Genomic DNA, 15,590 nt, shown 5'->3' with positions numbered 1-15,590 from the left:
TACGTGCAGTACAACGGTAGTTTTCGCGCCGTGCCGACTGCTATACGCAGACTTGCGTATAGCAGTCTCTCCTTTCGGCTGATATGCGAGATCTGTTGGTGCACAATGCAGGAGTGTCCGATCGGCCGGGTGGGGTTGCCAAGAAGATTCACGATCTAGCGCTGGAGATCATCACCGAGAAACAGCCGGTGCGGGTCTGGCCGCTATTGATGCGGAGGTTGACCGCTGACCTACCGTGTGACCTGGCTGTGCTCGTCGACCTGAACTGGGACGCTGGCACGGGTCACGCGCTCACCGGCTCCCCGGACTGGTTGCACGAGGCCCCGCTGGACGCACTCATCCACGCGCACATGCGATCCCATCCCTTGCTGCGGCATTACGCGCATAGTCGGGACATGACACCGCTGAGCATGGACGAGGTCGCCGACGACGGCTGGTGGAAAGGGGAGGGGTATCGCGCCGGTAAGGCCGCCATCGGCATCGACCGTCAGCTCGCTTTGCCGCTGTCCGCGAGGCCGGGTCGAATCCGAAGTGTCATCATGAGCCGCAGCGATGTCGGATTCAGCGATCGCGACCTCGAATACGCCGTGCTCGCCAGATCATTGCTCGACACCGTCGAAGCCCACGAGACAGCGGTCATCACTGGCGCGGGACCGGGGGACCCCGCAGAACACAAGATCACTCCACGCGAGCTGGCAGTCCTGACCCTGCTGTGCGAAGGCCTGACCGCTCGAGCCATCGGTACCCGACTCGCGATCACCCAAGCGACCGTGTCCAAGCACACCGAGAACATCTACCGCAAGCTCGGTGTGCGCGACCGCGTCTCGGCACTGCGCAAAGCGCACAGTCTCGGCCTCGTCCGCCCGGGTTAGCCCGCGGTCCCTGGGGTGGCCGGTCGGCGCCGCGCGGTGGTGGTCGTTGCGAGATAGGGTGTAGCCGCGCGGTTTCCGGCTGCGGGGAATGTTGTTCAGTAAAGGGAGTCCGAGCGGATGGATCGCCGGAACAAGGGGATCAGCCGGCGCGGTGTGCTTTCGGCGGCCGGAGTCTCGATGGCACTCACCACAATCGCGCAGCCGACGCAGACCGGGACGGTCACGCGGAAGGTGTCAGCCGGCCCCGAGGAGCCCGGGAAGCGGGCTGACCTGGCGGAGCAGGCGATCGTGCAGCGACACGTGCGCACGCTCTGGGGCCAGCCGCGGATGCGGCTGGGCATGCTCGCCTGGCCGGCGCCCTTGCTGAACCAGTCGTTCGTGCGATGGTGCTACTGGTGGCAAGCTCACCTTCTCGACTGTGCGGTGGACGCCGCCTACCGCGCCCGCACCCCCGAACGCATCGACCGGGTCGTCGCCCTCGCACGCGGTATCCGGACCCGCAATCTCACCGGCTGGACCAACCGGTACTACGACGACATGTCATGGCTGGTGCTGGCGCTCGAACGCATCGACCGGCTGTTCGGTGTCGGGTTCGGCGACGCCATCGGGGATCTGCGGGCCGACTTGATCGACGGCTGGAACCCGGTCGTCGGTGCGGTGCCCTGGCGGTCCGGCGACGATTTCTACAACACCCCCGCGATCGGTCCGACCGGTATCGCTATGGCGCGTCTGGGCGAATTGTCCCGCGCTCGACAACTTGCCGATTTCCTGCACACCCGATTACGCGACACCGACAGCGGCTTGATCCTCGACGGTGTCCATGAGCCCGGCGGACGAGTGGACCGGTCTGTCCGCACCTACAGCCAGGGCGTAACCATCGGGCTGGAAACCGAGCTGGCAGTGCGCACAGGCGAATCGAGCCATCGCAGCCGCGTGGCAGCACTCGTTGCCGCAACCGAGAACCGGCTCACGGACGCGGGTGTGATCGCCGCGGCCTCCGGGGGCGACTCCGGGCTGTTCATGGGTATCCTCGCCAGGTATCTCGCCGAAGCCGCACTGGCATTGGACGACACCACCGCCGCGAATATCGTGCACGCTTCCGCGCGGGCGGCCTGGGAACACCGCGCCGAGGTGGATGGGCTACCCCTGTTCGGTCCGGACTGGACGCGTCCGGTCGCGGTGCCGGAGCAGCCGGGAACCTTTCCCCCGCTCACGCACTCGTCCGCCGATTCCTCGGCGAACCTGAGCCGCGATCTCTCGGTACAGCTGAGCGGGTGGATGCTGCTCGAAGCGGATTATCAGCTCACCGCGGCGGGACGCTGAGCCCACGGCAGGCGGGTGTAGTGGGCCGAACAGCAGCCGCACTCACGCGCCCAGCTCAACCGCTTCGCCTGTGCCAGGGGACGTTTGGGATTGCGAGGGCGCGGTTTGTGCACGTCGAAGGCGTATGCCGGGTGCAGCTCATGGGAGCTGCAATGCCGGTAATCTGGTCGGGGTATCGAGTCGTAGCTCGGGCCAATATCGGGGGGATGATGGCAACGCCACCGCACAACAACGGTCAACCGCTCCCGGATCGGGGGCGCAGCCAGCGCGAAGCGCTCACGCTCGCGGAGCGGATCGCGCTGTTCGCGCAGGCGATCGAGGTCGATTTCGGGGCAAAGATTGCGGAACAAAGAGCGCCGGCGGCCGCACTGTACGAGCGCATCGTCGGCGTCGACACCAGCCTCGGCGCATCCGACGCCGCGCTGGACGATCTGGACTCCGTCGCCCGGCTGTCACTATCGCTGCGGTTGTGTTCGGCAGCCCTGTCCGAGTACTACCTAGTCCTGCATGCCCGCCACACTGCTATACAGCCCATGTACGCGAACCTGGTGTCCGTCATTGTGGCCTATCACACCCACTCCGATCTGGAGTCGGCGATCTCGCTGGTCGAGGCGGAACAGGCCCACGCCACAACGCAATTCGGGCAGACCGACGCTCGATCCCTCGCCGCGCTGTGCGATACCGCGTGGGTCTATGCAGCATCCGGGCGCGTCGACGAGGGGCTTGCACTGGCGCGCGCGGGCGCCGCGGATGCCGCACCGAGCCTGCCCCCGGACGACCCGGATGTGCTGCGTAGCAAAGTATGTCTGGCCGTATGCCTTTCGCAGGCAGGGCAACCCGACACGGCCACCGGAATCTGTGAGCAGGTGCTCGCCGAACTAAGGGCCCACGAATCCGCGCCGTTGGACATTCTGATCACCCGTCTCGCCCTGGGGCTCGCACAGCTCGCCGCCGGGCACCTGGACGCCGCCACGGCAGCCTGCGAGCCAGCTGCTGCCGAGCTGTATCGTCTTGTCCGGCGGGCTGGGATGCCGGAGGGAGCGCAGCAACTGGCCATACCGGCCGCGTGTCTGCGCCGGTATTGCGGTCTACACGCGGATGCCCTCAGTGGCCCGCCACGCAGGGAGCTGACGGGGTCGTTGCCGATCGAAGAACTCGCGGGCACCGAGATCGAAAAACTCGAGGACATCGAGCGGCGTGTCGCAGTGTTCGTCACTGAATTCGGTGTTGAAGCATTCGAAATCCGAGTCCGCAACAACCTCGCCTCCTGCTACCAGGAGCTGGGTCGCCCCGCGGACGCCGCTGCGATGTACGCGGCGGCCGCGACCCGCAGCGCTGCCGCATATGGTCCCGCGGACGATGAGACCCTGACCCTGAGGGCACAGCAGATCCTGGCCGGCTGGGACGCCGAAGCCTGACTCCGATACCACTGGTTCGAGACAGAACTCGTCACCCTGGAGCCCAGTCGGTTCGGGATTTCTTGGGGCTGTGCAGGCTTCAGTCTGCGCGCGAGAACACCGCCACCAGGAAGTCGGACTCGTCGATAAATGGACGTAGATCCCACGTCGACAGCCGCAAATCCACGGTGAGTCCGGCGTTCTCGGCGTCTGCCAGGAACTGCGGGAACTCGTAACCACGATCGGCGCCGAACCCCACCACCACCCGACCAGTTGGGGCGAGATGGCGGACGAACCCGGCCAGCACCGTCTCCCGGGTGGACGGCGCCAGAAATGTCATCACATTCCCCGCACACACGATGACATCGAAGTCGCCGGCGATCCCACGTCCCGGCAGATCCAGTTCGGCGAGATCACCGACTATCCAGGTCGGACCCGGATAGTCCTGCTCCGCCGCGGCGATCAACACCGGGTCGACGTCGACACCGACCACGACGTGGCCAGCTCGATGCAGGTAGGCACCCACACGCCCCGGACCGCATCCCGCATCCAGGACTCGGCTACCGCGGGCGAGCATCGCGTCGATCAGCCGCGCCTCCCCGACAATATCGGCGCCTTCGGCCGCCATTCCTCGGAACCGCTCCACGTACCACGTCGAATGCGCAGGGTCGGCAGCAGTGAGTTCTTCCCACTGGCTGGGGGTACGTCCGCTCATGGTCTGTTCCTCTTCCCTCGGGCTCACCCTGGCTCACTGTGCCACTGCCGTGCCGATAGTGAGCGCGCGGCCCCGCCGGTGCAGACCGCCCATCGACACCGGACTTCAGGCGGTTGACGACGCCCGAATTCGCACACGTAGACCGACCACCCGACCAGAGCACGGCACAGCTACCCGCTCTGCAAGATGTTCGAGCCGCGACCTCTGCACCACCATGCGTCCCAGCTGCTCGGTATGCGGTGGACATCCGATATCACCCCGCAGTCCGATTCCATGTCATACCAAGGGATTACATGGGATGAGAATCCGGCCGATAGCTTCGGTGTATCGAAAGCGTCACCCCGCCCGGACACACCGAGCAGTGCCCGCCGGATCAGATCTCCGGTCGATATCGACCGGTCGGCATCGATGGCGGGCGGAGGTGGCATCTGCGACTCAGCTCTCAGGAAAGATCTATGACGACACCGGCCGTGGTCCCACAGTCATTTCCACCGTCATCGCGGCGCGGCGGCGCCGGCGGTGACTACGCCCGTCTGTTGCGCCGGATCTCCGACGCGGGACTGATGAACCGACGTCCCGCCTACTACGCCGTCCGGCTCAGCCTGGTCGGGATCGCGTTCGCGGCCGGCTGGGCGGGATTCGTCCTCGTCGGCGACTCGTGGTGGACGCTCGGTGTCGCGGCGCTCATGGCCGTGACGTGCGCTCAGGTCGCACTCGTCATGCACGACGTCGCGCACCGCCAAGTCTTCCGGCTACGGCGGACGACGGAGGTCGTGGGCCGACTCGTCGGCAACGCCGGAATCGGCCTGGGCTACGGCTGGTGGCAGGACAAGCACACCCGCCATCACGCCAATCCGAACCATGAGGAACTCGACCCCGATGTCGCGCCCGACCTTCTGGTCTGGTCACAGCAGCAGGCGCGGGCCAGCCGTGGTCTGCCGCGTCTCATCGGGAGGGCGCAGGCGTTCCTGTTCTTCCCCCTCCTGATGCTGGAGGGCCTGAACCTCCATGTGGCCGGCGCACGTGCGCTCAGAAATCGGTCGGTCAAACACCGTGGATTGGAGGGCGCGCTGCTCTTCGGCCACTTCGCCGCCTATCTGGGCGCACTGTTCGCGGTTCTGCCTGCCGACAAAGCCTTCGCGTTCCTTGCTGTCCACCAGGCGCTGTTCGGCCTGTACATGGGCTGCATCTTCGCCCCGAACCACAAGGGCATGCCAACTCTGACCGGCGACGACCGCCCTGACTACTTACGCCGGCAGGTCCTGACTTCCCGCAACGTGCGCGGTGGCGTGCTGACCGACGTCACCCTCGGCGGCCTCAACTATCAGATCGAGCACCACTTGTTCCCGAGCATGCCGACGCCGAATCTCCGTCACGCCCAGGTGATCGTCCGCGACTACTGCGCCGAAATCGGCGTGCCCTACCACGAGACCGGGCTGCTCTCCTCCTACCGCGAGGCGCTGCGGCACATGCACCACGTCGGCGCGCCCCTGCGAACCACCGACCGACACCTGGACGCCAGATGAACGGTTCCGGGCCGGGCAACGGCGACAAAGTCCCTCGCGTTGTGGGATTACGCCGCTTGTCGTGCCGGTCCGGCGTCGACCACGGTTCTCCGGCCTCGCGGCGGGTGGGCTATGGCAGCTGTGCGGCGACCGATGAAATCCGACCGCGTATGGCGTCGGTATAGGTAATGAGACCTGGAGACCGAAGGAGCCAACGATGCCAACCGGTACACTGAATCCCGATTTCAGCTCACCCGGCACGACACCCGTCGAGTGGTCCGCCACGGAAGCGGTGCTCAACACGGCAGGAATCTTCTGGCTGTCGACCGTGCGCAAAGACGGCCGTCCACACGTCACTCCCATTCCCGCGATCTGGCACGAGAACCGCCTGTACATCGCGACCGGAGTTCACGAGCAAAAGGCGAAAAACCTTGCCGCGGAACCCCGTTGCATCCTCACCACCGGCACGAACCAGTTGAACAGCGGCCTCGACGTAGTGGTGGAGGGCACAGCGCGCCGAGTCGTCGATCCGGCCGTCCTGGAAAACCTTGCACGGCTGTGGAAGTCGAAACTGGACTGGGATTTCACGGTGCTCGACAGCGGATTCGGTGATGCCGAGGGCCGCATCGCCCACGTCTACGCCGTCGCCCCGGACAAGATTCTCGCGTTCGGCAAAGGCGACGGATTCACTCAAACCCGCTTCCGCTTTTGACCTGCCCAACCATTCACTGCGTAGACGAAGCTCGCGACGCCGAATTACGCGTTGCCGGTGCAGACCACTTCGCTGATCCCCGTCTGCGACAGGTCCGCGGAACCGACATTGGCCAGCATCGCTGGAGGGTAGTACCGGGCGAGGCTGGCATAGGCGCCGCGTAGCGCGCTCGCCCGGTCGCGGCCCGCACCGGTGCCCACCGCGGTGGGGCCTACCGCGTCGTTGCTGTAGACGAGCGCGCCGCAGCCGTCCGACCAGGTCACCAAGACGACGCAGTCGGAGGCACCGTCCCAACTGCAGTTGGCCAAGGCCTCCTCTATCGCCTCATCGCTGCTCAACGCATCGACGCCGGTGCCGTAGGTCCAGTTCTCGACACTTAACGCGATCGCACCGTGGAGACTGGCCGCATTCGCCGTACCGGCACCGATCGCCGCCCCGGCCGCAAGACCTACCGCCGCGACCGCGACGACGGCCTTACCCATGAACTTCATCAAACACTTTTCCTCTGTGAACACGTGTAGACACAAACCCGACGAATCATCGCGGATCACTGTCTGATTCGCTCGATCAACCTGGAGGATCACATTCCCGCCGCTAGCTATCACCATGATTGATATATCCCGTTGGATTTCGCACACCGAGGGGAACTCGATCGACGCCGGCGAAATCGCTTGCGCTGCAATAGTTGTAATGGTATTTCGGGCGTTCAGCCCGCCGATTGCGAGATCGCTCGCACTTGTCGACGGAAGTGTTCATAGGCGTTCCCGGTCAGCTAGTCGGCAGGTCGCGGATCAGCACGTCGAATGTGGGTGCGTCGGGCCAGCTCGGTTTGGTGATCCCGACGCGGGTCCAGCCCCAGTTTCGATATGTCCGGTAGGCGCGCTCGTTGTCCGGCTCGACCAAGAGTGTTGAGCGTCGCTCGGGTCGGCTGTTCAGCAGCTCGTCGTGCAGGGCTCGGGCCAAGCCTTGGCCGGTGTGGTTCGCGCACACCATGATTTCCGATAGCGCGAAGGTGCGGGTGCCGTCTTCGGCGGTGATGGTATCGCGGTCGACGGTCGTGCTGTCTGGTTGAAAGTTATTCCACCAGGCCGCATTTGGGCTGAGTGTCCATCCCCATGTTTGTCCGGCTGGTTTACCGTCGAGGAGACGCTGACACCATCCGGCTCTGGCCGTCTTCGATCCAGAACATGCCGCGGCCCGATTCCGCGGGGGCGCGTACCTCGCGTGGTGCGATCCGGTCGAGTCGGTATCCGAGTCGGCGGGGGACTGCGGCGCTGCGGATATTGGCTTCGTCGCAGTGGATTTCGACGTGGTCGATGCCGGGGAGGGCTAATGCGATTCGAGTCAGGGCGGCGGCGGAGCGGGTGATTACTCCTCGGCCGGTATGTGCGATATGGCACCAGTAGCCGATTTCCAGTGTGCGTGGGCCGACGCGGTCGTGGATTCCGATCGCGCCGAGTACAGTCCCGTCGACGTCGAAGATGCCGTAGTTGCAACTTCCGTCGGGGCTCGGCCAACTCGTCGCCATCACGTCGCCGAAGGTGCGTTGCTGCTCGAGTGTTGTGGGTTCGGCGAGCCAGTCCATCCATGGATGGAGGTGGTCGAAAGAGGCGGTGACCGCGTCGAATCGTGGCATCAGATCCTCGGGCTGCCAACGGCGCAGCAGCAGGTCACCGAGGTTGATCTGCTGAGGCGGCGCAATTCCGGGCGCAAGCGCGGCTGGTTGCTCGGTGGTCATCTCGAGATGTTGGCAGCTTGGTCCGATATACGGCAACGCAATAACGTCGGCAGGGCTCACGTGTTCCGAGGATCGGTAAGGCATGCGAGGAACCTGGTGCGTCGCGAATTACCTGGCAAACCGCAATTCGCCACGTTTCGCGCGGGCGCGCTAGTTCTCCGGCGAAAGATCGAACTGCTTGACGTAGCGGTGAGCAGGAACAGACACAGGCCCATCGGGTCCCGGCGCCTGGTGACTGAAAAGGCCCTCATCGATCCACCCGTTCCGGGCGTAGAAGGCACGGGCTCGGGTGTTGCCCGGAACTACAGCTAGCCAGGCGCGCGAATATCCGCCAGCACGTATGCGCTGCTCAGCAGCCTCGAGCAGGGTTGCGGCGATTCCGGTGCCGCGGTGGCGGCGGGATAAGTAGACCTGGTCGACTTCGTCGTCGAGGGTCATGACGAAACCGGCCACTTCGTCATCGATGATCGCGACGACAGTGTCGTCGATTCGCTGTGCGGCGCGTACACCGAACGATTCCGGTGGGCGGACGGCGATGAGTTCGTCGGGGACGTTGCCGAGGTGGGCGTCGCGCCAGCCGTCGTACCAGATGGCGGCGATGGATTCGGCGTCCTCGCGGCGGGCGGGGCGCAGGTTCGGGGAATCGGTCATCAACGCAATGTAGCCGGATCGGGTTGACATGAACCCTGGTTGAGGTTGAAGGCTGGGGGGTATGAATCGACCGCCGGAATTCTGGAATGCCGTCTATGACAACGGGTCAGCGCCGTGGGTGATCGGTGAGCCGCAGCCCGCGGTGCTCGAACTGATCGAGCAGGGGTGGATCAGGGGTGCGGTGCTCGACGTGGGGTGTGGTGCCGGTGAGCACACCATTCGGCTGACCGAGCTCGGCCATGACGTGCTCGGGGTGGATTTGGCGCCGAGCGCGATCGCATATGCCAGGGCCAATGCGCGCGAGCACGGCGTGGCCGCGCGGTTCGAGGTGGCCGACGCGTTGGATCTGGGGGAGGAGCCGCGCTACGACACCATTCTCGACAGCGCGCTGTTCCATGTCTTCGCCCACGACAATGGCGATCCGTCCGATTATGTGCGCAGCCTGCATCGCGTGCTGAAGCCCGGCGGGTATCTCCACATCCTCGCGCTCTCGGATGCCGAACCCGGCTTCGGCCCGCGCATCAGCCGCTCCGCGATCTCCGAGGCGTTCGGCGCGGGCTGGGAGTTGGAGGAACTGGAGGTCGCACGCTACCGCGGACGCGTCAGCGCGGCGGTCGTCGAGGCAGCCGAACTCGGTCTCACCCCGGGCAGCATTGTCGACGAGGCGGCCTGGCTTGCCCGGGTGCGCCGTTCCTAGCGCTGTGCAAACACCGGTCCTGGTGGACTGTGCATCGGGTCGCGGCACTGCCTGCCGTGACCCGATCGCCAATGGAAAGGGTCATTCGTCATGACACATACCCGTACCGGATTCGTGCGAACCGCTGTCGCGCTCGGCGGTCTGCTGGCGGCGGGGGCGCTACTGGTTCCCGGAACCGCTTCGGCGCAACCGGGCATCGGCGGCGGACTGATCGAGACGACATGCAGCTTCGCGCAGGTGGATGCGGCCATTCACGCCGAGGCGCCCAAGCTCGCCGAACGCCTGGACAGCCATCCCGAGCGCAAGGCGAAGCTGCAGGAATTCCTCGGGCTGCCGGTCGAGCAGCGCAAACAGCGCGCCCAGCAGTGGCTCGATAACCACCCGAATGCGCGGACCAAGATCGAGGAGAAGCGCAATTCGCCCGAGGGCCAGCAGAAGATCGACAGGTTGCGGCAGATCGCGAACACCTGCCACAACTACTGAATCGAACGCGGGCGGCGCTATCCGGCGTCGCCCGTTCGGTTTTCGATGGTGACCGTGACGGTGAGTCCGCCTTCGGGCCGCGCGGTCGCCCGGACTTCGCCACCGTGCGCGTGCGCGACGGACCGCACGATCGATAGTCCCAGCCCCGCGCCTCGACTGTTCGGTGCATGCGCCGATTCGGCGACCCGCTCGCCGGAGGACAGTCTGCGGAAGGGTTCGAAGAGTCCGTCGACTTCGAAGGCAGGAACGATCGGGCCGGTATTCTCCACGACGAGTTGGGCATGGCTCGCAGAACTAGCGGATCTGATCGAAACCCAACCGTTTTCGTCGACGTTATAGCGAATCGCGTTGTCCACCAGGTTCTGTGCCAGGCGTTCCAGCAACACCGGATCGCCGGAGACCGGAGCCGCCTCGATATCGGTGCGGATCTCGATACCGGCCCGGGCGGCGGTATCGCCCGCGACCGTGACCACCCGGCGGGCCACCTCGGCCAGATCGACCCGACTGCGCTCGATGAGCCGTTGCTCACTGCTGGCGAGCACGAGCAGTCCGTCGATCAGTCGCTCGTGCCGATTATTGACCTCCAAAAGCGTTGCCCCGAGCCGTCGCGTCGATTCGGGTGCGTCGGGATCGTCCAGCGCCACCTCGATCAAGGTGCGATTGATGGTCAACGGTGTGCGCAGTTCATGTGAGGCATTGCCGACGAAACGCCGCTGGCCGTCGAAGGCGCGATCCAGCCGCTCCAGCATGGCGTCGAAAGTGTCTGCCAGATCCTTGATTTCGTCATCGGGTCCGGTCAGCGCGATCCGCTCGTGCAGACTGCGATCGGCCACCCGCCGCGCGGTCGCGGTGATCTGCTGCAGCGGATGCAGGGCCCGCCCGGCCAATAGCCAACCCAGTCCCCCCGCGACGATCCCGATCGCGCCGAGGGACACCAGCGACCAAACGAGCATCGCCTCCAGGGTGTCGCGGCGCTCCTTGGCGGCCTGCGCGGTCAGCGCCTGGTACAACTCCTCGGTGACGATCGGCCGGTTTCGCTTGGCCAGGTACTCGCGCACGAGAATCTGGGCACCCATGCCGTGCCGCCGATCCAGCGACCGATCGAGATAGAAATACATCAGCGCAACCAGAATCGCCCCGGCGATGAAGAACGCGCCCGCATAGAGCAGGGTGAGCCGGAGCCGAATGGTACTGCCCCTCATCGGATGCGGTACCCCACGCCCGCCTCGGTCTCGATCACCGGCGGATCGCCCAATTTTCGGCGCACCATCATGATCGTGTATCGCACCACCCCCGTGAACGGATCGATGTTCTCGTCCCATGCCTTCTCCAATAACTGCTCGGCCGACACCACCCCGCCGTCGGCACGCAATAACTCGGTAAGTACCGCGAACTCCTTGCGCGACAACGAAACAGGCTCGTCGTCACGGGTGACGGTCAGTCGATGCGGGTCGAGCCGAATCCCGGCCCGCTCCAGCACCAGCGGCGTCGCGGGACGCGCGCGCCGTCCCAATGCCTGAATCCGGGCCACCAATTCGGCGAATGCGAACGGTTTGGTCAGATAGTCGTCGGCGCCGAGTTTGAGCCCAGCGACCCGCTCGGCCACCGCGGCGGCGGCCGTCAGCATCAGGATCCTGGCGTCGCTGCCCGTCTCGGTGAGTGCGGTGCAGACGGAATCCCCGGATACCGTCGGTAGATCGCGATCCAAAACGATCACGTCGTAGTCGTTCACGCCGACTCGCTCCAGCGCGTCCGCGCCGTCGTACACCACATCGACCGCCATCGCATGTCGCCGCAGCCCATCGGCTATCGCATCGGCCAGCAACCGCTCGTCCTCGACCACCAATACCCGCATCCGACCATCGTGCCTGTTGTCGCTGTCAGGGCGCTGTTAGGGCGACAGATGCCGCGTCGAGTTGGCGATTTCGGCGCATCCGGCGATGGGTAGTGATTCAATCTGCTCGGCGTGTGCTCTGTAGTAGCTGATAGCAGTGAAGGGAGTTCAGATGACAATGTCGGTCGCCGACCGCATATTCCTTCGCGTCAACCGATTCCATCGGGAACGGGTCGCGATCGCATGGGGCGGACGGCATATTCTGCACGGCCGTAAACCGAGGCCGGGTGATGTCGTGCTGTCCAGCAACGACTATCTCGCGCTCGCCCGCGAGCCGCATATCGTCGGCGCGATGTGCGCGGCATTGCAGTACGCGAGTGGGGGAGCGCCGCCATCGGGTGTCTTCCTACACGGCGTCGACCATCCGCAGATCGCGCTGGAAAAGACGCTTGCCGAACATATGCGGGCGGCGGGCGGAATTCTGTGTCAGTCGGGCTGGGATGCGAATGCCGGATTGATGCAGTCGGTCGCCGATGCGCAAACGCCGGTCTATGTCGATCACATTGCGCATATGTCGCTCTGGCACGGCGCGAAAACTGCTGGTGCGCCGGTATATTCGTTCCGGCACAATTTTCCGGGCCATCTGCGCGACGAGATCCGCAAACACGGACCGGGCATCATCGCGGTGGATTCGATCTACAGCAGCAATGGGAGTCGCTGTCCGCTGACTCAGATCTGCGACGTCGCCGACGAAACCGGCAGCGTGCTGGTGGTCGACGAATCGCATTCGCTCGGCACCGACGGGCCGCACGGCGCGGGGATGGTGGTCGCGCTCGGCCTCACCGATCGGGTGCCGTTCCGGATCGCGAGCCTCGCAACGGCTTTCGCGGGACGCGCCGGATTCGTCGCCGCGAACAATATCGATTTCGTCGACTACTTCAAGATGGAATCCGACCCCGCGGTCTTCTCCGCGACGCTGCTGCCGCACGATATCGCCGGCCTGGCCGCGACGCTCGACGTGATTCGCACCGACGATTGGCGGCGGGTTCGGCTGCGCGAGATCGCCGCGGTCGTGCGGCGTGCGTTGATGGCATTGGAATTCGATCTGGAGGGTTCGGCCAGCCATATCGTCTCGCTGCAGACCGGTTCGGATGAGCGCACCATCGCGATCCGCGACTTCCTGGAGGCCCGTGGCGTTTTCGGTTCCGTCCTGTGCTGGCCAGCCACCGCGCCCGAACGCGCGCGTATCCGCTTCTCGCTGCATGCCGGGCTCACCGATATGCAGGTGGATCGACTCATCCAGGTCTGCACCGAGGTTCGCAACAACTTCGGTGCGATGGCACCGCTGCGTCACGAAATGCCGAGGCCGACTCCGGCACAACTCGTGCCGACTCGGTGACTAGCAGGCCGCCGTCGCACGCGGCAGGATCACCGTGAAGGTCGCGCCGTTGCCCGGCTCGCTGTGCACGCTCACCCGACCACCATGCGCCGCCACCAGGGCCTGCACGATCGATAGCCCCAAACCTGTTCCGCCGCTGGCCCGGGTGCGCGAATCGTCGGTGCGATAGAACCGTTCGAAGACTCGGGCGGCGGCCTCCGGCGTGAGACCAGGGCCGGTGTCGATGACGTCGATGCGCACGTCATCGGCGGACGGGGTGAGCCGCACGGTGATCGCGGCGGTGGTCGGCGTATGGGCCAGCGCATTGCCGAGCAGATTCGCCAGCACCTGACGCAATCGCGCCTCGTCGCCGGTCACATCCATGGTGCCGGCGCCGGAACGGACCTCCAGCGTGATCGGGCGTTGCGGTTGCTGGCGTGCCGCCATGGCCTGCGCATTGTGCACCGCATCGCCCGCGACTGTCAGCAGATCCACTTGCCTGCGGTCGAGTGGGCGTTTGGCATCGAGCCGCGCGAGCATGAGCAGGTCCTCGACCAGCAGGCCCATCCGCTCGGCCTCGGCCTCGATGCGGCCGACCACCATGGGCGCATCCGTGCTCGCGCCTTGGCGGTAGAGCTCGGCGAAACCGCGAATCGTGGTGAGCGGGGTACGCAATTCGTGGCTGGCGTCGGCGATGAACTGGCGCATCCGGCGTTCGGAGCGTCGGGCGTCCTCCTCGGAGGCCTCGGTCGCGGCGACGCCGTGCTGGATCTGCGCGAGCATCGCATTCAACGATCGCGCCAACCGGTCGACCTCGGTATCGACACCGCGCACCGGAACGCGCCGGTGCAGATCGCCGCCCGCGATCGCCGCCGCGGTCTTCTCGACATTGCGCAGTGGCCGCAGACTGCGTCGCACCACGAAATACCCGACCACACCGAGCGCGATCAGCGCGGCCGCTCCAGTGCCGAGTTCGAAGTAGATCAACCGCGATACCGTCTCCTGGTTATCGGTGAGCGGCAGCGCGATGGTCGTCGAGCCGTATTGATTGCTGGTGGTCAGCGCGCGCCATTGCACGTCGGATCCGTCGGTCGAGCCGACGGTCGTTGGGGCCGATGCCGTTTGCCCGTCGATATCGGGCGTGGTGCCGATGCTGGCGACCGTGACCGAGGTGCCCGGATAGATCTGTCCCTCGGGGCCCTTGTGCAGTTCGTAGAAGCGGCGGGGTTGATCGGTGAACAGTCGCGGTGGCGGCGCCTGCGGCAGGCCGACCGGAACCCACACCGTCGCACCGTCATTCGTGACAACCTGCTTCATCTCGCGTGGTTCGGCCCACGAACGAGCGGCATCGTAGAGCTGCTCGTCGGTGCGCGCGGTCAGTGATCGACTCAACGCGGAGGTCACCGCGAAACCGGTGGAGACCAGCACCATGGCCGCCAGAAGGACCAGGGCGACAACAAGTCCCACCCGCAGCGGGATGGCCGAGACTCGCCGGGCGAGTGATTCGCGCAGTCTCATATCCGACTCGGCTGCGGTGCGCGCAGCACATAGCCGACGCTGCGCAGCGTGTGGATGAGCTTGGGTTCGGTGGTATCGACCTTGCGCCGCAGATACGACACATACGACTCGACCACGCCCGCATCGCCGCCGAAGTCATAGCGCCACACGTGATCCAGGATCTTCGCCTTGCTGAGCACCTTGCCCGAATTGACCAGGAAATACCGCAGCAGCGTGAACTCGGTGGGCGACAATGCCACCGGCACACCGGCTTTCCAGACTTCGTGACTGTCCTCGTCGAGTTCGATATCGCCCACCGTGATGCGCGATGACAGGTCGGCGACGGCGTCCTTGCCGGACCGGCGCAGAATGGCCCGCAGCCGCGCGATCACCTCCTCGAGGCTGAACGGTTTGGTGACGTAGTCGTCGGCGCCGAGGGTCAGTCCGGTGAGTTTGTCGTCGACCTCGTCGCGCGCGGACAGGAACAGCACCGGTGCCTCGACCCCGTCCGCGCGCAGCCGCCGCAACAGCCCGAACCCGTCCATGCCCGGCATCATCACGTCCACAATCAGCGCGTCCGGCCGGAACCGGCGCATCTTGTCCAGCCCGTCCGTCCCGCTGGTCGCGGTGACCACCTCGAACCCCTGGAATCGCAGACTCACCGCAAGGAGCTCGACGATCATCGGCTCATCGTCGATGACGAGAATGCGTGCTTCCGGCTCTGCTCTGCTCATGCCATAAGCGTGACCGGCGGAGCAAGGCCAGAGCTCAGGACAAGCTGGGGGTTG

Annotated in this window: 16 protein-coding genes and 1 pseudogene; 8 read left to right on the top strand and 9 right to left on the bottom strand. The window is 65.4% G+C overall.

Annotated elements, in window-relative coordinates; genetic code table 11:
* The first annotated feature begins 113 nt into the window (after window positions 1-113).
* The 3 genes from ACQP1T_RS24755 (at window position 114) to ACQP1T_RS24745 (ending at window position 3,613) form a co-directional block, all read left to right on the top strand.
* A complete protein-coding gene (locus tag ACQP1T_RS24755; RefSeq protein ID WP_433755445.1) occupies window positions 114-872 on the top strand; it encodes a LuxR C-terminal-related transcriptional regulator in 759 nt (252 codons plus the stop codon).
* Window positions 873-1,049: 177 nt separating this feature from the next.
* Complete coding sequence (locus ACQP1T_RS24750; RefSeq protein WP_433755443.1) at window positions 1,050-2,195, top strand: glycoside hydrolase family 76 protein; 1,146 nt, start codon at window positions 1,050-1,052, stop codon at window positions 2,193-2,195.
* Window positions 2,196-2,401: 206 nt separating this feature from the next.
* Complete coding sequence (locus ACQP1T_RS24745) at window positions 2,402-3,613, top strand: hypothetical protein (RefSeq protein ID WP_433755442.1); 1,212 nt, start codon at window positions 2,402-2,404, stop codon at window positions 3,611-3,613.
* 79 nt (window positions 3,614-3,692) lie between these two features.
* On the opposite strand, the gene ACQP1T_RS24740 is transcribed toward ACQP1T_RS24745, so the two are convergent.
* Window positions 3,693-4,307, bottom strand: coding sequence for a class I SAM-dependent methyltransferase (locus ACQP1T_RS24740; RefSeq protein ID WP_433755441.1), 615 nt, complete (start codon window positions 4,305-4,307; stop codon window positions 3,693-3,695).
* A gap of 455 nt (window positions 4,308-4,762) precedes the next feature.
* Between ACQP1T_RS24740 and ACQP1T_RS24735 the strand changes: the two genes are divergently transcribed.
* Together ACQP1T_RS24735 and ACQP1T_RS24730 are read left to right on the top strand one after the other, a co-directional pair.
* Complete coding sequence (locus ACQP1T_RS24735; protein ID WP_433755440.1) at window positions 4,763-5,833, top strand: fatty acid desaturase family protein; 1,071 nt, start codon at window positions 4,763-4,765, stop codon at window positions 5,831-5,833.
* A 196-nt stretch (window positions 5,834-6,029) separates the two neighbouring features.
* Window positions 6,030-6,524: a pyridoxamine 5'-phosphate oxidase family protein gene (locus tag ACQP1T_RS24730; protein WP_433755439.1), complete on the top strand. Its 495-nt coding sequence runs from the start codon at window positions 6,030-6,032 to the stop codon at window positions 6,522-6,524.
* A gap of 44 nt (window positions 6,525-6,568) precedes the next feature.
* On the opposite strand, the gene ACQP1T_RS24725 is transcribed toward ACQP1T_RS24730, so the two are convergent.
* The 4 genes and pseudogenes from ACQP1T_RS24725 to ACQP1T_RS24710 form a co-directional block, all read right to left on the bottom strand.
* Complete coding sequence (locus ACQP1T_RS24725) at window positions 6,569-7,015, bottom strand: DUF4189 domain-containing protein (RefSeq protein ID WP_433755438.1); 447 nt, start codon at window positions 7,013-7,015, stop codon at window positions 6,569-6,571.
* Between the two features lie 277 nt (window positions 7,016-7,292).
* A pseudogene (locus ACQP1T_RS24720) lies at window positions 7,293-7,622 on the bottom strand (GNAT family N-acetyltransferase); the annotation flags it as partial.
* Between the two features lie 34 nt (window positions 7,623-7,656).
* Window positions 7,657-8,262: a GNAT family N-acetyltransferase gene (locus ACQP1T_RS24715; protein WP_433755437.1), complete on the bottom strand. Its 606-nt coding sequence runs from the start codon at window positions 8,260-8,262 to the stop codon at window positions 7,657-7,659.
* A gap of 150 nt (window positions 8,263-8,412) precedes the next feature.
* Entirely contained in the window at window positions 8,413-8,913 is a 501-nt protein-coding gene (locus ACQP1T_RS24710; protein WP_433755436.1) for an N-acetyltransferase family protein, read from the bottom strand.
* Between the two features lie 61 nt (window positions 8,914-8,974).
* Between ACQP1T_RS24710 and ACQP1T_RS24705 the strand changes: the two genes are divergently transcribed.
* Both ACQP1T_RS24705 and ACQP1T_RS24700 read left to right on the top strand, forming a co-directional pair.
* Window positions 8,975-9,610 carry a class I SAM-dependent methyltransferase gene (locus ACQP1T_RS24705; RefSeq protein ID WP_433755435.1) on the top strand — a complete coding sequence of 212 codons (636 nt, stop codon included), beginning with the start codon at window positions 8,975-8,977 and terminating at the stop codon, window positions 9,608-9,610.
* 90 nt (window positions 9,611-9,700) lie between these two features.
* On the top strand, window positions 9,701-10,093 hold the full coding sequence (locus ACQP1T_RS24700) for a hemophore-related protein (protein WP_433755434.1): 393 nt from the start codon (window positions 9,701-9,703) through the stop codon (window positions 10,091-10,093).
* 17 nt (window positions 10,094-10,110) lie between these two features.
* Here the strand turns inward: ACQP1T_RS24700 and ACQP1T_RS24695 are convergent, their stop codons facing one another.
* Window positions 10,111-11,295 carry a sensor histidine kinase gene (locus ACQP1T_RS24695; RefSeq protein ID WP_433755433.1) on the bottom strand — a complete coding sequence of 395 codons (1,185 nt, stop codon included), beginning with the start codon at window positions 11,293-11,295 and terminating at the stop codon, window positions 10,111-10,113.
* Window positions 11,292-11,948, bottom strand: a complete 657-nt coding sequence (locus tag ACQP1T_RS24690; protein ID WP_433755432.1) for a response regulator transcription factor — start codon at window positions 11,946-11,948, stop codon at window positions 11,292-11,294. The genes ACQP1T_RS24695 and ACQP1T_RS24690 overlap by 4 nt, the downstream gene beginning before the upstream one ends.
* A gap of 151 nt (window positions 11,949-12,099) precedes the next feature.
* On the opposite strand from ACQP1T_RS24690, the gene cqsA reads away from it, so the two are divergent.
* Entirely contained in the window at window positions 12,100-13,326 is a 1,227-nt protein-coding gene (gene cqsA / locus ACQP1T_RS24685; protein WP_433755431.1) for an alpha-hydroxyketone-type quorum-sensing autoinducer synthase, read from the top strand.
* Here the strand turns inward: cqsA and ACQP1T_RS24680 are convergent, their stop codons facing one another.
* Together ACQP1T_RS24680 and ACQP1T_RS24675 are read right to left on the bottom strand one after the other, a co-directional pair.
* Window positions 13,327-14,823, bottom strand: a complete 1,497-nt coding sequence (locus tag ACQP1T_RS24680; protein ID WP_433755430.1) for a sensor histidine kinase — start codon at window positions 14,821-14,823, stop codon at window positions 13,327-13,329.
* The gene (locus ACQP1T_RS24675) at window positions 14,820-15,536 is read right to left on the bottom strand and encodes a response regulator transcription factor (protein WP_433755428.1); all 717 of its coding nucleotides are present in this window, start codon (window positions 15,534-15,536) and stop codon (window positions 14,820-14,822) included. Before ACQP1T_RS24675 ends, ACQP1T_RS24680 begins: the two co-directional genes overlap by 4 nt.
* Window positions 15,537-15,590: the final 54 nt, after the last annotated feature.

It is taken from the genome of Nocardia sp. CA-135398 (assembly GCF_050955845.1).
Taxonomy (GTDB): domain Bacteria; phylum Actinomycetota; class Actinomycetes; order Mycobacteriales; family Mycobacteriaceae; genus Nocardia.
This window is presented reverse-complemented; position numbering and strand designations above follow the sequence as displayed.